The organism is Arthrobacter globiformis, assembly GCF_030818015.1.
Classification (GTDB): Bacteria; Actinomycetota; Actinomycetes; order Actinomycetales; family Micrococcaceae; genus Arthrobacter; species Arthrobacter globiformis_C.
On the sequence record NZ_JAUSZX010000001.1, the window covers coordinates 2143369 to 2160257 of the forward strand.

Genomic DNA, 16889 nt, shown 5'->3' on the forward strand with positions numbered 1-16889 from the left:
AGCCGGCAGAGGTACATCAAGAGGGCCACAGCGAGAGCCCTGCAAAGGCCAGGTTGTAAACCAAAGGTGGAGGACTCGGACGTTGAGAACCCCATGGAGAGGCAGACACCTAGGAAGGCCTCGACTGCGCCTTCGGTGGGCAGCGGTGGCCTAGGGAGTCTTCGCCAGCCGTCCATCACTTGGGACGCAGCCTGTTAAGCCTCCATCAGGTCGGCTAGGGGTGGTCGTGTTCCCCGGCGGAACACCATGCCTGGGGGCAGTCCCTCCACGGTCACATGGGATGCCGACACATCGAGCGTGACGCGTGCCCCGCCCACCGGCAGGTTGGTGGTGTGCATGCTTCCCCACCTTTCGGGCAATGCGGGATCGATCCAGAGTACGCCCAAGGGGACGTCGGGCTCGTAGCGCAGGAGGCTGCGTACCAGCATCACGGGTGTCGCCGAGGCCCATGCCTGGGGTGAGCAAGCAGTTGGATAGGGGAGGGGCTGGGGGCAATCCGAACGGCTGAATCCGCAGAACAGTTCGGGCAGCCGGTTGTCGGTGTATTCGGCGGCTTCCATCAGTGAGGTGGACAGCTGCCGTGCTTCCTTCACGAAGCCGTACCGCATGAGACCTGCGACTATGAGCGCATTGTCGTGAGGCCAGACAGAGCCGTTGTGGTAGCTGACCGGGTTATACGCCCCCATGTCCGTTGCCAGGGTGCGCACGCCCCAGCCGCTGAACATTTCCGGGGACATCAGCCGGCGGGCAACTTGTTGTGCCTTATCCTCGTCCACGATGCCTGACCACAGGCAATGGCCCATGTTGGAGGCGCACGCGTCGACGGGCCGCTTATCCCGGTCGAGTGCGATTGCGTAGTACCCGCGGTCCGGCATCCAGAACTGTTCGTTGAACTGTTTTTTCAGCTGTTCCGCACGTTCCCGGAGGTCCTTGGCGAGAGCCTCGTCACCGGCGTCGTAGGCAATCCAGGCCCGTGCCATGTAGGCGCTGTAGACATAGCCTTGAACCTCGCAGAGCGCAATGGGCGGCTCGGCAAGCCTGCCATCGGCGAAGCTGATCCCGTCCCAGGAGTCCTTCCAGCCCTGGTTGGCGAGGCCCTGGTCGGTGAGGCGCTTGTACTCAACGAAGCCGTCGCCGTCGCGGTCTCCGTAGTCCCGGATCCACTTAAGGGCACGGTCTGCATGGGGTACCAGCGCTGCGATGTCGTGGGCAGCAAGTCCCCAGCGGCTTGCTTCGCCGAGCAGGGTGACGAACAGGGGAGTGGCGTCGGCAGTGCCGTAGTAGGCTGATCTGCCGCCGAGGGCCAGGCTCGTTCCGACGTCGAGCCGCACCTCGTGCAGAATTCGGCCGGGTTGCTCTTCGGTCAGCGGATCCACTTTCGTGCCTTGCCGGTCGGCCAGCGTCTGCAGAGTGCCCAACGCCAGTGTTGCGTCGACGGGCAGGACCATAAAGGAGGACAGGAGGGAGTCCCGCCCGAACAGTGCCATGAACCATGGTGCGCCGGCGGCGACGACCATGCGGTCGGGATGGTCGGGGTCAACGATGCGCAGGGCCCCGATGTCGTCGTGGCTGCGCAGGAGGCTTCGTTCTACGGTTGGATTGCCCACACGGGGAAGTGGAATATGTGCATCCCATGCTTTCTGGCGCCGCTCCTGTGCTGAGATCATCTCGGCTGAGAGGACGAGGGTCGGCAGGCCCGCGTCGATTTCGGTTTCAGCTGTCAGCGGCAGCACGGTCGCCCGGGCACTCCACTTTCCGTGCGCCGGGACGATCATGTGCAGGAGGAGACCTTCCTCGCTGGCTTCGGCGTCGCGCATCCGCACGACGATTCCTTTCCGTGTTTCCTGCCATGCCGCTTCTATCGTCACGGACCCGGCTCTCGTCCGCCGGGTCTGTTCCCACAGTCGGTGGAACCGGCCCTCTTTGACTTCGAAAAGGTCCGCGAAGTCGGCGTCCACGGCCAAGGCGATCTCGCAGGAGGCGGGCTGTAGGGAATAGTTGTGAATTGTGATGTCTTCCACGATGCCGTTACCCAGCTCGCGGTTCCGCTCGACCGTCAGCGGGGTGTCGGTGAGTCCATCGCTCCGCGCTGCCCTCCCCATGTACGTGCCCTGGTAGGGCGAAGGGGTCCACGCTCCCAGTGGCTCCACAGGCTGTCCATTTACGGTGAGCGACCATCGTGACACGATCCTGGTGTCCCGATGGAAAACGCCGTGAGGATGATGGGGGAAGATGTCACCGTTCTGCAGCGATATACAGAAGGATGATCCTGCCACCAACGTCAGGGCTCCCTGCCCGATCGGCCCGGCCGCGTTGTCTGCATTCCATCCAGCCATCTCAGGCTCCTTGCGAAGACGCCACACCAACCTGAGCCGAATCTACGCCCATCGCAGAACGCCTGCCAGATGGGGGCCCAAGCGCTGTGGTCAGCGCGCGCTGTTCGTGACGATGAAGGAACCAGGGGGAAAAGGATAGAGCCGAATCCATTCGTGTTCATGATCGCGCGGCTGTATTCGGGGGCGCTTCCGGGCCGTAGCCGGGCGCAGCCCCCTGCCGCACATGATCGAGCTGGCGCACGGAATAGGGGCAGTACTGTTCGCCAAAGGCATCGAAAACCACGAAGAACTGGCCGCCGTCACACGAGCGGGCATGGCCGCCCGGACAGGGCTACCTGCTCGGCTGGCCCTCCCTGCATTCTCTGGGCTGGAGCATTCCGGTGGGAAGCAGGACAAAAAACCCGGCCTGCTTGCCACAGGAAAATTCCAAGGCTCTTGCACCCATGGTCAAACGCCCGCCTCGAGCACCATGGGCCAGGAACTGCGGCCCGAGTGATGCCGGGCCTCTCTGGCACAAGGAGTTGATATGGGCGCGGTCGGGGTGTGGCTTGGTATGAACAGCGAGAATGCCGAGGCCATCCGGTTTCATGAGAAGAGCGGCTTCGAGCGCGTCGGCATCAAGACGTTTACGTTAGGCAACCCTGGTGAACACGAATTCGTCAAGGAGTACTCCCTGCAGCCAGCGCCGCAGCCGCTCGCTCCGGCGCGGCGTCGTAGGGGTGCCGTCGAGACTAAAAGGGGAGGGGTGCGGTGGCGACTCCGATGAGAGTCGCATGCTCCCCGTCCTGGGTTTCAAGTTCCAGCTCGATGGTGCGGCTCCGGTGTGCTGTGGCCGTGACTCTGAACTCCGCCCCGCCGGCCCGGACAGTATCGTCCACCTGTACATGCTGCAGTTGGGGTGGGGCGTCTTGCTGGTTCTCGGCAGCATGGCGTGCAGTCCTGGTCGTGATGCCGGGTGCGGTGCAAGTGGCTGCCATCGGTTCCGGTACCGGCGGAAACGGTCCCCCCGGCCACCTGCGTGGCCGGGGGCCGCCGGGCGGGATGTGCCGTGCGCTGCTGCTGCATGTGCGCTATCAAGGCGCGGTGGCGCGTGTAGTTATACCAACCGCCCAATAGGCAGCGTTAGCGTGTAACGGCCATCCCGTCCGGGTCTGTTAGGCGCGGATCTGCTGCTGGCCGCCCTTGGTCTCGATTTCGATCTTGCGCGGAGCTGCCTGGGCTGCCACCGGGATCCGGAGCGTCAGGACGCCCGCGTCGTAATTGGCTTTGACGTTCTCCGTTTCCAGTGCGTCACCGAGGACCAGCTGCCGGCTAAAAACGCCGCGGGGCCGCTCGGACGCAAGGAGTTCGGTGCCCTCGCCCACGGGTGCCTTCCGTTCAGCGCGAACGGTCAGGGCATTCTGTTCCACGCCCAGATCGATCGAATCGACCTCCACGCCGGGCAGATCAAACGCGACGACATATTCATCACCTTCCCGCCAGGCGTCCATCGGCATCGTTGCCGGACGGGCCACGGTGCCCAGGACCTGCTCGGCGAGACGGTCCAGCTGGCGGAACGGATCTAACATCAACATGACATACCTCCTCAGTCAACGATGACCGGATCTATATCCGCTGACATAGATCTATATAGCACCGGTCACTTGGTGTGACAAGAGGTTTTCCCTCGTCGGAATCGGTTTTCCCGGAAAATTTGGGGCTGCGCAGAAGGTGACGTGGTCCCCTTCTTCAGCGCGCTGTAGGCGACGGGCCCCTCTTCCTCGATCACGTCATACCCAGTCGCGCTGCCGTCGAAGTGGCGCCAAGCGCACGTCCTAGACCGAGGACAGTCTGTTCCGCACCGGTCTCCGCCGAGCGGGGCTGCCCGTCTGCAGCTGGCAGTGAGCTGCCACGTCCATAGGGCTTTCCTCTCCTGATCTGTCAGGGCGCGCCGTACAACACTTGGCACGCGGGGAGCGCTGATCCCGCTCGGCTGCGTGAATGCGTAGTCGCCCGGGTGGAAAGACGGGTACCTGCCACTGATGCTTGGGATACCGCCGATGCAATTCGCAGAGGGGGAACTCCAGAATCCCGCCCTCGGGCTGCCCTGACAGCGCTTAGCGTTCCCCCCATTACTCCCAGCCCAGCCATTCAATTGCCTCCTGTGTTATTTCGGGGGGAACCGCATGGCCGCCCCGGAACTCCCGGTAGGTGACGTTGTAGCCCTCTCTGTTTAGGAGCGGCACCAACCGGCGGCTGGTGCGGTCAATGGGCAGGACGTTGTCCCGGTCTCCGTGGGAAACGAAAATGTGGGGTCTGCCGGTCCGAGGCGCGGGAGGGATAAACCCGGGGGAGAAGGCAATGATCTTGGCAAAGAGGCCGCCGTTCGCCAGGCCCAGCCCCAACGCGTAGGAAGCTCCATCGGAGAACCCGCCGATCGCGATACGGTTCGGGTCAACGAAGACCAGTTGGAAGATCTGTTCAAGCGCCCGGTTTATCGCCTTGACGTCGGTGCCGAATACGCCGCGGACACCGTCCCAGGTTGAGGTTCTGGACGAGGGTGCGGCAAGGACGAGTCTGTGTTCTTCGGCATAGCCGGACAGCAGCCCCAGCCCTCCTGCCGCATCGCCTCCCGCTCCGTGAAGCAAGAGAGTAAGCGGTGCCGGCCGTCCTTGGCGCAACGCTGCGGGCACGTAGAGCAGGGTGTCCCGTGCCCGTTCAATACCTAGGTCATACTGTCCCGGGGCAGGTGCAGGGCCTGGTTCCTTGCCTGGCGCCGCGGTCAAGGCAGCGAGATTCCATGAGGCTTGCAACGGGGGGATCCATGGTTACTTGGGGGCAACGGTGAGGGCACCCGCCGTTGGTGCAGCTACCCTCCCGAGATGGTTGGCAGGGCAACAGGCCTCTAATAGAAGGAAATGAGCTCTACAAGTTCTCCGACCCGGTCTTCCGGGTAGTTCCGGGCGATGTCGGCCTGACTGATGATGCCAATCAGGTCGTGGCCGTCGATGACGGGCAGCCGGCGGACCTGGTGCTCTCCCATGGTCCTGATTGCTTCCTCGATTGAGTCGTCGGCGCCAATGGTGACCGGCTTGCCCTGCCCAAAGTCCCCCGCCTTGGCCGTGCGTGGATCGCCGCCTTCGGCGAAGCATTTGATGACGATGTCGCGGTCCGTGATCATGCCCTTGAGCCTGTTGTCCTCCCCGCAGATCGGCAGGGCGCCGACGTCCAGCTCTTTCATCTTCCGGGCCGCGGCTTCCAGGGTTTCATTTTCACCGACGCATTCGACGCCGCCGGTCATGATTTCACGTGCTGTCGTCATGGCGCTCTCCTCAAACTGGATGGCTGGTTCCGGACCGCGCCCGTGCCGCTGTCCTCTTTTGGCTCGGGCACGCCTTAACGCTAAGTATGCTGAGCGTCGGTGTCCAGAGCAGGAACGATGGCCGCCTTGGGCCAGCTGGCGACACGCGGGATGCCGTCCGCAACATCGTCACACCCCCGGAGGAGCATGGATGCATGACAGCTCCAACGGTGGAAGTGGCTATCCACGAACTGATGGATCTCGCCTGGAATCTTGTCTACGGACTGCTTTCGGAGCGGGGCCTGCTCGGTGACGGGCTGGACGTCGAGGAGTACACGGGGATCCATTCCTGGGTGGAGGGCCTCACCCGCTATACCGTCGTCCACTCCCGGACCGTGGCGGTGCTTTTCGATAACACACGCCCGGTGGACGCCATCCCGTTCCACCACGACCTGCTTGGCGCCGACGATCCGAAGAGCTTCTTCACCCTTCCGGAGTCGCGGCATCCCGATTAAGCTCCACAGTTGAACGGCTACCGAAAGGGCTAACAGATGGGCGCGTGGGGCTTTTTGCCTTTCGAGAATGACGATGCACTGGACTGGCTAGATGAGCTCGAGACCGGGGGTGCTGAGGTGGTGCGGGGTGCGCTGACGAACGCGTGCACTGGTTATCTGGAAGCACCAGAGGGCAGCGTCGCAGTTGCCGCTGCTGAAATCACCTCGGCCTGCCAAGGAAGCCCGGTAGACGATCTGCCGGAAAACGTGGCGTCATGGGTCACTGCTCACGGCGCGGAGCTTGGTCCCGAGGATGTGGAGCTCGCGCTGCAGGCGATTGCACGGGTAACCGGGGATGAGTCGGAGTTGGCCGAGCTCTGGGACGACGCCGACGAACCGGAGTGGCGGGAATCCCTCACCGAACTTTCCGAGAGACTGCAAGCAGCACTGCGGTAGGTCGAGTTCACCGTGCTGTCAGGTGCCCGTCATCCTGCACTGGTTGGGTCCGGTCATGGATGAACTGCTGACTAACCTGACGGCGACCCCTGCCGCAAGGGTGACGGATTACGCCGGCCGGAAAGGCTTCGACGAGAACTTCCTGGGCTTGCCCGTTCCGTTGCCAGTCCTGGCCGGCGTGAATACGGCCCTGCTGCCCTACACACACTTCTCGGTGCTGATGCGCCTGAACAAGCGGCTGGCCGCTGTCACGGGCGTGGGTATCGACGGCGAGAAGTTGATGGACCTGGACCGGGCTGGAATACCTTGGAAGTTGGATCCCCGGCTTCCCGCAGGCCAGCAGACGGGGGAGCGGGTCTACGCCCGCAACGACATCGACCGCGGCCACCTGGTGCGCAGGTCCTCCGCCGTCTGGGGCGACAGCGTGGCCGAGGCGCAGCTCGCCAACGAGGACACCTTCCACTACACGAACGCCGCCCCGCAGGCAGCCCAGTTCAACCAGGGCATCGAACTGTGGCTGGGCATCGAGGACTACCTTCAGGAACACGCCGCCCAGTACCGCAGCCGGGTCGTGGTCTTCACCGGCCCCATCTTCAGCGACACCGACCCGGTCTACCGGGGCGTGGACATTCCGCTGCGCTTTTTCAAGGTCGCCGCCTTCATCCACGAGGGGGAGCTGGCGGCCACCGGGTACGTGGTGGACCAGACACCGCAGCTGGCCGAACTGCCGGACGTACCGCGGCCCGGGGTCACCGAGGACGTCCCGCCACTGGGCCCGTTCCGAACCTTCCAGGTGCCCATCCGGGACATCGCGGTGCTGACCGAGCTGGACGTGGACCAGCTGATCGAGGTAGATCGGATGCCGATCGCCGCGACCCTCGGCGCCGCCCCGGTCGGGTCCACCTGGCGGACGCTGGGCAACGTCGAAGACCTCGACCTGGACTTCGACCTGGAGGACTGAGGGGTACAGGAGAGGACGCCCGAGCCACCGCCTTTTTGCCACTGCAGGATGCCGCCACTGCAGGACAAGAACCCGCAATCTCTATAGCCTTGGGATGTGGAGGGCCTATGACAGTTCGCAGCGCAGGCATTCTCCTGTACCGGCGGAGCCCGGATGGGCACTTGGAGGTTTGGATCGCCCATAATGGTGGCCCTCACTGGACCGGCATGGACACCCGCGCCTGGTCAATTCCAAAGGGACTATACCTCGACGGGGAGGACCCGCTGGTGGCCGCGCTGCGGGAGTTCGCCGAAGAAATCGGGACGCCGGCGCCTCAGGCGTACTACCTTGAGCTGGGCGCTTTCCGGCAGCCTTCGGGGAAGGTCATCACCGCCTTTGCCGCCGAAGCGGATTTCCAGCCAGAGCAGATCACCAGCAACACGTTCCCGCTGGAATGGCCGAAGGGTTCCGGTGTTGTCCGGGAATATCCCGAAATCGACGATGCCAGATGGTTCAGAGAGTCCGAGGCGCGCAGCAAACTGGCGAAGGGGCAGGTACCGATCCTCGATGCCCTCGGCGAGTACCTCGGGAAGCTGGACGGGTCCTGAAGTGGGGAGCTCTCAGGCAACCTTGTTCTCCGCCGCTGGGTAGAAGCTACGAGCGCATGGCGCCGGTGTACAGCCTCGCTGTGCCGTTGAGCCCGGCGATGGCATCGTCGATCGTGCTGCGGATCATCTCGTACTGCACGTCATCCGGGACGGCCTCCACCTCTTTCCTGGCGTCCACGAAGTCGATGGCTTCCTGGGCCCGGGCCTCCAGGATGGCCCCTGCCAGGTGCACCATCTCGTGAAGGTGAGTGATGGCGTGCCGAATGTGCTCGCGCCCAGCTTCAGGGACGCCGGCCAGCAGCTCAGGGTACTCAGGGTCAACATCGTGGGCCGGGCCCGTCGCGGTGCCGACCGCGAGCCAGTGCTCCGCAGTGTCGTCCTCGTCATCCTGCTTCCAGTAAACCTGCAGGTCCGTAATGGCGCGTGTGACCGGGTCCAGGGTTGTGGCCCTGATGTTCAGGTTACCGAACGGGCTCTCCTCCAGCATGACCCCGGCTAGGAACCCCAGACGGCAGTGGGCGCTGAACAGGTCAGCCCAATCAAACCAGGGCTCGGCGCTGGGGCTCGGCTTCTCCATCGCACCGTTCATGGCCATGTAGGCCACCGTGTTGAGCAGCTCGAAGGCAGGGTCAGGGTCGGCCGGGTCCAGGTCCCGGAAGATAGTTTCAGCGGCTCCATGGATCACAGTCAGCTGCGCGGCGAGTTCTGCAATGGTGTCTGCTTCGTCCTGATCCTCGGCAGGTACCTCCAAGTGCGGCGCATCCATCCGCTGCACCCGCCCTCCAACCTCAATCCAGTTCATGCCCTCATGATCGGACCACACGGTTCGCTGGAGCTGGTCCGTGACGTCCAGGGTGGTGCTGGCTGCGAACGGCTTGTCACCGGGCGCCTTGTAAGGACCGAAGTCAACGGACTCCAAGCCGCTCTCAGAGCACAGCTGCACCAGCTCGGCCACCGGGTCTTCGTCCTCATCGGGCGGATTCACGTCACTGTCCCCGCCACGTGCGACGCCTTCACGCAGCATGTCATCCAGGGCCCGAAAAACCAGGTCCGTGTCACTGTTGCTCCCGTGGACCGGCGCCGCGGTTTCGAGCAGCTTCACCATTCCGGCAACGCCCTTCAGAAGGCTGTCGCTGCCGCCAGCCATCTCTCCCAGTTCCAGTCCGAAACCGGGGGCCTCCGGATCAACGGGCTGGATCCAGTCATCGGCCCGGCGGTCGCCCAGCCTGTCGATCCGCAGCCACAGCCGCTGTCCGCCCTCGTCCCGGCCGCCGCCCTCACGGTGACCCCGCCACACGGTCAGCCACGCATCCTGCTCGCCGGCGAGGCAATTCCCCGGGAGCAACGCCACAACAGAAACAGTGCCGGGGTCGCGCTGGAAGAGCGGCTCGAAGCGGAGGTCTTCGAAGACATCTGCCAAGCCTGATGCCAGGTCCCGGATGATGAAGTACGCACGCGGATCCTGGGAGTCATGGCTCGGGCTGGTCACTAGCGTCTCCTCGTCGTCTTACTTCTGTCCTCCAAGGCTAGTCGTCGCCGGTGGCGGGGGCTGTGGGGTCCGATGCATTACCCGAGAGGGGTCCGGGGAAGAAGGGAGCCCACGTCAGGGTGACTCAGTGTTCTGCACAGAGCGACTTCCAATGGGTAGCGTCCCGGGGTTTCGTTTCGAGGACGAGGAAGAGCTTCGGGCGGAAGCCCCGGTCCTTCATCCGTTGGCCGTAGTCCAGCACCTGGCCCAGCCCGTGCCTGACCTGAAACACTTCGTTTCCCTCGGTATTGCTCTTGACCTCAGCAAGACCGACCGTGCCGTCGGCCGAGTGCCAGGCCAGGTCGAAGTTGCATTTCTTATCGAATGGGGACAGTGGCGTCAGTCCATGCCTGCCCAGAAGGTCTGCCAGCTTATCCTGCGTCGCCGAATGGGCCTTTAGCCCTCGCTCCATAATGTCCGGATCGCGGTAGTGCTCGCCGTCTCCCTGCAGCGGGCCGGCGAAAGTACCCGCCCGGTACGGGGCGCCGGCCAGTCCTCCTGCCGCTGCGTGCGCCCGCGCGGGTGCATCGGGGACGTTGGGCTTTAGCGCCGGGGCAGGGAGGCTCGAGCGGAGGCCAAAAAAGCCGTCCGTGTCGATAATCTGGATATGGTGACCGGCCTTTTGCAACTCGGCGGTCTGCTTTTCCTTCTTGCCGAAGTTTCCGTACTTCCAGTGGGAGCTCCAGCCGCGGACCAGGACGTCGGTGCTGGACTTGTTGACCCAGTCCTTCACACGGGCGGCCCCCATCTTCAGGTCGATCTCCGTCAACTCGGCCTCGCTGTAGCCTTCGATCTTACCGGTGAAGACAACTTCCTTGCCCCGCAGGTCATAAACCCATTCGCTTGCCATGCAGTGATCAAACGGTAAGGGCTCGGTGAGGTGCAAGCAGCCCCGCCGCGGGGGGAAGATGTTACGCCACTGAGGTGAGGAGCCTCCTCTGGCGGTCATTCACAGGTATTTCTCATCGTCGTAGTCCTCGTCGCCGTTCATCATGTCGATCGCACGGCCGACGTTGATCTCGGAATCGAACCGCGAAATGGAGCAGTCCCCGCAGAGTTCTCCCTCCGTCGTTTCGTCATAGTCGATGTCTCCGTCGTATTCGGTGTTGACAGCCTCCCGCGCATCATCGACATCAAACTCCGCGTTGCACTCAATGCATGTAGCCACGGCTGCACTTTACCGGGAAATGAGTTGTACGCCCGGGCAGGGCCACCGCGCAGGGCCGACATTCCGGCAATGGACGAGATTTCGCCAGAAGCGCCGGTCCGTAGGCATGGACAGCACCGACACCGCCACGGCGTCTCATGAACTCTAGTTCTCAGGAATGTCCGCCTCGGTCGAGACCGCGCACCCTCCCACTGTCAATGCTGTCTCATAATCTATGTCTCACCGCAGTGTCGCAGAACGCCTTAAGGAGGCACGAGACAGACGGAAGGTTGGCCCATAAAGCGCGGCCATGTCCGGATCAGCACCATCGATCAGAACGCCTCGATGCAGATCGCAGTGCTCTTCGAAGCCGGCGTAACCGGAGTCATGCTGGGAACGTGCTGAGCACCTTGGCTGTCCCATGCCCTCTTGGGGGGGTGAGGTTCGGGTCATGTTTTCTTCGATTGTCTCGCCCATGAGATGTTCGAAGGAGGCCGCGACGCTATGACGTCGATTGAATCCCATCCCTCGGCTTGCTCGGGACAGAAGTGCCCGGCCAAGGCCGTGCATCGGATTCCGGCTCAGCCCGGGAATGTTGTCACAGTCGGCGGAGTAACGGCTGGCGGTGGAGTGCGATTCTCCACGTCCGGAGGGACCGTCCCAACGGATGCGTTGTGGCTCAAAATGCTCACAAAAGTGGTGTGCACAATGTGCACACCCTGGGCTTTGGATTCGGTTGTTTTGGCCTCGGACTGGGCCGAATCGGGGAGGTTTTCGGGGGAGTGGCGGGTTTTCAAGGGTTGGCGCCCGGTTCGAGTCCCATCTCGGGCACGTGTTTTCCCTGTTCAAGGGCTTTTTAGCCTCTGAGTGTGGACAATTTGTGTTGTGAAGGGCCCCTTCGGGGGCCTTTTCATTGGTGGCCGGTGCTGTGGCCCGGTGCCTCCCTTGTTCCCTGGTCGGCGGTTTTGGTGCTTGTTAACTGTTCATGGGCGTGACTGGCTGGGGCAACATGACCTGAGAAAATTTCCGGCCGCGCTTCTTTTCTGGATCGTTCGGTGTTCACCAGGCTTCTCCCTATCGGTTCGTGCTTGCTGTTCTGCCTGTTCATGGTGGGTCTGGGGGAGGGCGACATGACTTGTGCCCAGCTGTTCGAGAATCGCTTCTGCCGGACTCCCGACGCTGCTCTGACACCGGTTACCGCGCCTGACTTGGAGCCGGCATCGCCGTATATGTGGCCCATGAAAGTCACACCGCCTTTCATCCTGCACCCTGTGTTTTGGGGACGTTACCTGTTCATAGCTACGTTGGGCGTCTACTGCATGACGCTGTACTCTCTTTGCGCGACGTCCAGTCTTTGGTCCGCTGCTGGATGGAGACGCCAGTACGGTTGAGTTGGGGGACCTTCGCCCCGACTTCAGCCCTCATCTGGGCGAGAGCATCGAGGAGGATGCCGCCGTTCCGTCGACCGGCTTACGGACGCCCGTCCATGTGTGATTCCCTGCTGTTCCCCGGCAATTAGGCTCGTCAAAATGGGGAATGAATCTATCCGGGCCGCATACGGGGCACGTGCCGCCGAGTACACGCGCATTCTTGGTTCCATTGAGGACACGCACGAGCTGGATCGGCAACGCATCCGACGTTGGGCAACGGGTTGTGACGGCACACTCATCGACGCCGGGTGTGGTCCCGGTCATTGGACCAACTTTCTGTACCAACATGGCGCGACTGTGGAAGGGGTTGACCTTGTTCCCGAATTCATAGAGAACGCCCGAGTACGCTTTCCCGATGTGCCTTTTCGCGTTGCCTCCTTCCACAACCTAGGCGTGCCAAATGGTTCACTGCACGGATTGCTGGCCTGGCACTCCCTAATTCATATGCCACCGAATGAGTTGTCCATGGCGCTCAGAGAGATCGCTCGTGGTCTCGCAGGAGGCGGGCGGCTACTCGTTGGTTTCTTCGAGGGTCCCCCGGCGGAACCTTTTTCACACGCGGTTACAACGGCGGCCTGTCGAACAGGCGCGGCATCTGCTGAATGAAGCAGGCTTCGATGTGCTCGAAGTGGAGAGCCGCCAAGACCCCGGCAACCGGCCCCATGCCGCGACAGCGGCTACCCTTCGGTAAGGGATCCCCTCCCGGCGTCCTTGGAGGTCCGATGAGCCACCTTTGAGTGAACACTTCGAAAGGATCCCTCGCGGCCGCAATGTCGCACTTTTATGGAGGCGTCCATCAACAAGTACAGCCCCGCCCGGAGGAACCGGCAGTTCCGGTGTCTGCCGCGCCGACGGCTAATCCCTGGGTCACGGGGGAGGAGGTTCTGAGATGACGAATGACATCGGGCGAATCAGCCCAGCTCCCGGCGTCAGCGATGCAGAGGAGCCTGCCGACAAGGCCGGGGAGGAGCAGCCGCCTGGACTGGTCTACGGCTCAGCAGAAGAATTCCTGCACGAACAGCTGCTGCCCACCTACGTCCGCGACGTCGACGGCCGCTCCGCCCGGTGGTGCATCGAGTGGTACTTCCACCCCGAAGCAGTCTCGCGAATAGAAGCGCTGTGGCGGGCCTGGGAACACCTCAGACTGGACGGAGTCACAGGAATGAGTGTCTGGTGACGGGACCACGCCGACCGCCACATGAGCGTGCTGTTGGACCCCCGAGGCCCGTTCCACAAGTGCGATATGCAAAAGCACCGCGACCCCGATCACCTTGAACCAAAAAAGGCCCCGGAAGGCTGGTTCCTCGACATGAAAATTCAAGGCCAGCACTCGGCTTAGGAAACCGGGCAGTCGGCAAGGCCGGGGAGCACGACCGATGACCTCTCCGGGCGACGGAACCGATACCGGTAATCGAGGTCATAGCCATATGCGTGAGACATCGTCTCCTAATTCGCGGGTTTCAGGACAGACATACTAGATGGGGCTTATGTCGCGCAAGTTCGCGGCCGAGCGCGTTGTGTTGCCTTGTCTCTCGATCTCAAGCTGTTGACGCCCTGAGTCAACAAACGGAATTGCAGGACAAAACTGCTGCCGTTGCTAGTGGGGCCAGGGCCTGGTCGTGTGCCTGGCAATCCTTTGGCCAGCAGCTTGGTGTTCACCATCTCTGACCACAATCTTCTCAAGAACGGATTGGCTCAGTCCGTCCGCTGGGCCAGCTCCCCGGCCGTTACCCAGTTGCCGTGAAGGCCCTTGGGGATACGCAGTGGGACTTTCAGGGTGCAGACGGGTTCCTTGTCGACGTTCTGGGCGTCCAAGACAACCAGTTCGCTGTGCATCAGATCACGCCGGGACACGATGACAAACACGTAGCCATGGCCTTCCGGTGCTTCCTCGGTGCCCTGGACGAAGACCGGCTCGCCAATGGTTGACTCTTGGCCCGGGTAGTAGATCTTTTGCTTCCCGCTTCGGACATCCACGGTGGCCACCCACCGGAAGCCGGCGCCCGACGTCTGCTGTTCCGGCACGTCGGACAATCCCATGACACCCCAGCTGTACTTAAGCGTCTCGTACCGGTCATCCATGCGCGGGAATTCCGAGGCGTAACGGTTGATCCTTTTCTCCGAGAACGTCCGCGTCTGGCTCTGGGTATCGATGGTCCACCGGGACAGGTAACCCTTGGCCTTTTCCGGGTCAAAAGGCCGCCCGTCGATGATAGGGAACCACGGGAAGTAAGCCGATTCGCTGACGGGCGCGTCCAGGTGGATGTACCGGCCGTCGTCGTACGCGCCCATGATATGACTGGCGAAACGGTTTGGCCCTTCAAACCACTGGATATTCTCGCCTTTGCCCTTGCGCGGAATCACACCCAAGTAGACTTTTTCATTGGGGTCCCATTGGAAGTGTGACTCACCCTTCCGCAGCCAGTCGGCCTCGCTGCGCAACGGGATGATCGGGAAAATCACGTAGTTCTGAGTGACTGCGAAGTCGTGGACCATGCTGGAATAGGGTGCCTTGAACCAGGTTTCGTGAATGATCCGGCCGCTTGCATCGGCCTCGTAGTACGCGATGTCCCTTGAAGTCTCCCCCTTGGCGGCATAACCGAAAAACACCATCTCTCCGGTTTTCGGATCAACCTTGGGGTGGGCGGTTGCGGTTTTGGAGGTCAGGGAACCCTCAAAGTCGTAGTCCCCCACGGTTTCCAAGGTGTCCGGGTCCAGGATCAAAGGCGGGCTGTCCTCCTTGGCAGCGTAGAGCTTACCGCCATGGAAGAAGACATTGGTGTTGGCAATTCCGCGGACCATGCCTTCGACCGCCGCATCATCGGTATAGGGGTTGCGATAGCCGCCGAACAAAGCCCTGCCGGCGTCACGCTCCGCATTGAACCGCGGCGTTTTGATGTAGCGGCTCTTGTAGTCCACCCGTCCGTTGTGGAAGCGGAACGACAGCGCCATGCCATCCCCGTTGAAGAGGTCGATGTCCCCCTTTATGAAGGATGGGAACTGTCGGTCGCAGACAACCTTGTAGAACGTACCATCAAGGTGCGCGGGTATTTCGCCCTGAATACATTCCAAGCCGACGATGTCGGCTTCGATCCGGCTGGGTGCATCGAACGGATGCGCAGCCTCGGGGAAGCGGACAATGGGATACGGATCAGGCGCCGGAATAGGCTCCTTGGGTTCTTTCCGCTGCCACGCCAACGTATTGGTGTCGGCGGACTGCAGATCTGGATAGGTAGTCATGGGTGTTCCTTCCCTGAAAGTTGTCGGTCAGCGGACTGCTCAGCCTGCAGTTGGCTGGCTTGGCTCCAGCCGGAGGTCTTGCGCTGGCTGATCCTCTGTCAGCGGTGCGTCGGTGTGTCCCGTCTTGCGCATCAGGACCAGTACCAGGCAGAAGGCTGCAGAGAGGACCAGCAGTCCGGCAGCGGCCCAGAACAGGCCGCCGCCGGTCCAGCCGGCGGCCAGCAGGTAGCCGGCTGCGATCGGGGTGAAGATGGCTACAATCCTGCCGAAGCCAATGATCCAGCCGAAGGCGGACGATCGGATCTGCGCCGGATACATCAGCGGCACCACCGCGTAATAGCCGCCGATACTGGCGCCGATGCACGTGGCCATGATGACCGGAACCAGCAGTGCCACGCTCCCGCCGTCCAGCGAAACTGCCAGCCAGGCGGCTCCTACTCCAGCCAGCACCAGAGACACCGCAGTCAGAATGCGGTTGCCGATCTTCAGTGAGACGAGTCCGAACAGGATGCCGCCGATCATGCCGCCGAAGGGCAGCATTGTTCCAACACTCAGGCCCAGCTGTTTGTCCTGGGTTGCGTCCACCACGAGCTTGGTTGTCCAACCCATATTGAAGTAAAAGGCGGCCATTAGGGCGCCAAAGCCGAGCATGAGAATGACCGAAGTCATCAAGAGGGCCGGGTTAAAGAGGCTGCGAAGGTTGGCTGTCGGTGTGCCGGTCCGTTCCGTAACGGCGGGCAGGTCCGCAATCGGTTCCCGACCCATCCGGTGCAGGATCACATTGAGTTTCTGCAGGGACTTGTTGTTGCGCTTCGCTGCCAGGTGGTCAATGGACTCCGGCAGGAACGCTACGGCCACTAGGAACAGCAAGGCGCTGGCTACCGCCCCAATAATGAATGTCATCTTCCAGCCGGAAGCAGGGATGACGACGCCGGCCACTAGGCCGCCGATGAAACCGCCGACTCCGTTGCCTGCGGAGAACAGTGCCATGGTCAAGCCGAGGGACTTCTTCGAGGAATACTCGGCGGTGATGACACCGACGATGGCGATCACCGCACCGATCCCGACGCCGGTCACTGCCCGGGAGACCAGCAGGTTGGCCACATCTTGCGAAAGGCTGGAGTAAATCATGCCGACAGAAACGATGCCCAGGCTGAGCAGGGTGACGTTCCTGCGTCCGAAACGGTCGCCCAGTGGGGCGAGCAGGAGCGATCCGGCGGCCATGCCGGCCGTGGCGGCGCTAATCAAGTAGCCGAGGTTAATGGAATCCACACCCCATTCCTGGGCAATGAAGGGTGCGGCGAGGGCCATGACGATGATGTCGTAACCGTCGATGATGACAATCAGCATGCAGACACCGATGGTGAGCTTCTGGAATCGGGTCATTGGACCGTTTTTGATTTGGCTTACAACGTCCATGTTGCAGCTCC

16 protein-coding genes and 1 pseudogene are annotated in these 16889 nt (G+C 62.3%); 7 read left to right on the forward strand and 10 right to left on the reverse strand.

Annotated features, from left to right (window positions below):
• Positions 1-194: 194 nt before the first annotated feature.
• Entirely contained in the window at positions 195-2336 is a 2142-nt protein-coding gene (locus tag QFZ23_RS09830; RefSeq protein ID WP_306922520.1) for an amylo-alpha-1,6-glucosidase, read from the reverse strand.
• Between the two features lie 223 nt (positions 2337-2559).
• On the opposite strand from QFZ23_RS09830, the gene QFZ23_RS09835 reads away from it, so the two are divergent.
• A complete protein-coding gene (locus QFZ23_RS09835) occupies positions 2560-2832 on the forward strand; it encodes a hypothetical protein (protein WP_306922521.1) in 273 nt (90 codons plus the stop codon).
• 235 nt (positions 2833-3067) lie between these two features.
• Here QFZ23_RS09835 and QFZ23_RS09840 read toward each other — a convergent pair whose 3' ends face one another.
• The 4 genes from QFZ23_RS09840 to QFZ23_RS09855 all read right to left on the reverse strand — a co-directional run bounded on the left by QFZ23_RS09840 (position 3068) and on the right by QFZ23_RS09855 (position 5637).
• On the reverse strand, positions 3068-3214 hold the full coding sequence (locus tag QFZ23_RS09840) for a hypothetical protein (protein WP_306922523.1): 147 nt from the start codon (positions 3212-3214) through the stop codon (positions 3068-3070).
• Positions 3215-3490: 276 nt separating this feature from the next.
• Entirely contained in the window at positions 3491-3910 is a 420-nt protein-coding gene (locus QFZ23_RS09845; RefSeq protein WP_306922524.1) for an Hsp20/alpha crystallin family protein, read from the reverse strand.
• A 537-nt stretch (positions 3911-4447) separates the two neighbouring features.
• Positions 4448-4963 carry an alpha/beta hydrolase gene (locus QFZ23_RS09850; protein WP_306922526.1) on the reverse strand — a complete coding sequence of 172 codons (516 nt, stop codon included), beginning with the start codon at positions 4961-4963 and terminating at the stop codon, positions 4448-4450.
• Between the two features lie 257 nt (positions 4964-5220).
• The gene (locus tag QFZ23_RS09855; RefSeq protein WP_306922528.1) at positions 5221-5637 is read right to left on the reverse strand and encodes a CBS domain-containing protein; all 417 of its coding nucleotides are present in this window, start codon (positions 5635-5637) and stop codon (positions 5221-5223) included.
• Positions 5638-5831: 194 nt separating this feature from the next.
• On the opposite strand from QFZ23_RS09855, the gene QFZ23_RS09860 reads away from it, so the two are divergent.
• The 4 genes from QFZ23_RS09860 (at position 5832) to QFZ23_RS09875 (ending at position 8114) form a co-directional block, all read left to right on the forward strand.
• Complete coding sequence (locus QFZ23_RS09860; protein WP_306922530.1) at positions 5832-6131, forward strand: hypothetical protein; 300 nt, start codon at positions 5832-5834, stop codon at positions 6129-6131.
• 36 nt (positions 6132-6167) lie between these two features.
• Positions 6168-6566 carry a DUF4259 domain-containing protein gene (locus QFZ23_RS09865; RefSeq protein WP_306922532.1) on the forward strand — a complete coding sequence of 133 codons (399 nt, stop codon included), beginning with the start codon at positions 6168-6170 and terminating at the stop codon, positions 6564-6566.
• Between the two features lie 55 nt (positions 6567-6621).
• Positions 6622-7527, forward strand: a complete 906-nt coding sequence (locus tag QFZ23_RS09870; protein WP_306922534.1) for a DNA/RNA non-specific endonuclease — start codon at positions 6622-6624, stop codon at positions 7525-7527.
• Between the two features lie 107 nt (positions 7528-7634).
• The gene (locus tag QFZ23_RS09875) at positions 7635-8114 is read left to right on the forward strand and encodes an NUDIX domain-containing protein (RefSeq protein ID WP_306922536.1); all 480 of its coding nucleotides are present in this window, start codon (positions 7635-7637) and stop codon (positions 8112-8114) included.
• A 46-nt stretch (positions 8115-8160) separates the two neighbouring features.
• Here QFZ23_RS09875 and QFZ23_RS09880 read toward each other — a convergent pair whose 3' ends face one another.
• The 3 genes from QFZ23_RS09880 to QFZ23_RS09890 all read right to left on the reverse strand — a co-directional run bounded on the left by QFZ23_RS09880 (position 8161) and on the right by QFZ23_RS09890 (position 10810).
• Entirely contained in the window at positions 8161-9603 is a 1443-nt protein-coding gene (locus tag QFZ23_RS09880) for a hypothetical protein (RefSeq protein WP_306922538.1), read from the reverse strand.
• 124 nt (positions 9604-9727) lie between these two features.
• Entirely contained in the window at positions 9728-10492 is a 765-nt protein-coding gene (locus tag QFZ23_RS09885; RefSeq protein WP_306922540.1) for a hypothetical protein, read from the reverse strand.
• Between the two features lie 99 nt (positions 10493-10591).
• Positions 10592-10810, reverse strand: coding sequence for a hypothetical protein (locus QFZ23_RS09890; protein ID WP_306922541.1), 219 nt, complete (start codon positions 10808-10810; stop codon positions 10592-10594).
• Positions 10811-12318: 1508 nt separating this feature from the next.
• Here QFZ23_RS09890 and QFZ23_RS09895 point away from each other — a divergent pair.
• Positions 12319-12825, forward strand: a complete 507-nt coding sequence (locus tag QFZ23_RS09895; protein WP_306922543.1) for a class I SAM-dependent methyltransferase — start codon at positions 12319-12321, stop codon at positions 12823-12825.
• Between the two features lie 283 nt (positions 12826-13108).
• A pseudogene (locus QFZ23_RS09900) lies at positions 13109-13558 on the forward strand (DUF4913 domain-containing protein).
• A gap of 356 nt (positions 13559-13914) precedes the next feature.
• Here the strand turns inward: QFZ23_RS09900 and QFZ23_RS09905 are convergent.
• Positions 13915-15459, reverse strand: coding sequence for a carotenoid oxygenase family protein (locus QFZ23_RS09905; protein WP_306922546.1), 1545 nt, complete (start codon positions 15457-15459; stop codon positions 13915-13917).
• Positions 15460-15498: 39 nt separating this feature from the next.
• Positions 15499-16845 carry an MFS transporter gene (locus tag QFZ23_RS09910; RefSeq protein ID WP_306922548.1) on the reverse strand — a complete coding sequence of 449 codons (1347 nt, stop codon included), beginning with the start codon at positions 16843-16845 and terminating at the stop codon, positions 15499-15501.
• Between the last annotated feature and the right edge of the window lie 44 nt (positions 16846-16889).

Excerpts from the sequence above, each read along its gene's own strand:
- QFZ23_RS09830 (WP_306922520.1), bottom strand. The coding sequence starts at position 2,336 with ATGGCTGGATGGAATGCAGACAACGCGGCCGGGCCGATCGGGCAGGGA.
- QFZ23_RS09835 (WP_306922521.1), top strand. The coding sequence starts at position 2,560 with ATGATCGAGCTGGCGCACGGAATAGGGGCAGTACTGTTCGCCAAAGGC.
- QFZ23_RS09845 (WP_306922524.1), bottom strand. The coding sequence starts at position 3,910 with ATGTTGATGTTAGATCCGTTCCGCCAGCTGGACCGTCTCGCCGAGCAG.
- QFZ23_RS09855 (WP_306922528.1), bottom strand. The coding sequence starts at position 5,637 with ATGACGACAGCACGTGAAATCATGACCGGCGGCGTCGAATGCGTCGGT.
- QFZ23_RS09860 (WP_306922530.1), top strand. The coding sequence starts at position 5,832 with ATGACAGCTCCAACGGTGGAAGTGGCTATCCACGAACTGATGGATCTC.
- QFZ23_RS09865 (WP_306922532.1), top strand. The coding sequence starts at position 6,168 with ATGGGCGCGTGGGGCTTTTTGCCTTTCGAGAATGACGATGCACTGGAC.
- QFZ23_RS09870 (WP_306922534.1), top strand. The coding sequence starts at position 6,622 with ATGGATGAACTGCTGACTAACCTGACGGCGACCCCTGCCGCAAGGGTG.
- QFZ23_RS09875 (WP_306922536.1), top strand. The coding sequence starts at position 7,635 with ATGACAGTTCGCAGCGCAGGCATTCTCCTGTACCGGCGGAGCCCGGAT.
- QFZ23_RS09885 (WP_306922540.1), bottom strand. The coding sequence starts at position 10,492 with ATGGCAAGCGAATGGGTTTATGACCTGCGGGGCAAGGAAGTTGTCTTC.
- QFZ23_RS09895 (WP_306922543.1), top strand. The coding sequence starts at position 12,319 with ATGGGGAATGAATCTATCCGGGCCGCATACGGGGCACGTGCCGCCGAG.
- QFZ23_RS09905 (WP_306922546.1), bottom strand. The coding sequence starts at position 15,459 with ATGACTACCTATCCAGATCTGCAGTCCGCCGACACCAATACGTTGGCG.
- QFZ23_RS09910 (WP_306922548.1), bottom strand. The coding sequence starts at position 16,845 with ATGACCCGATTCCAGAAGCTCACCATCGGTGTCTGCATGCTGATTGTC.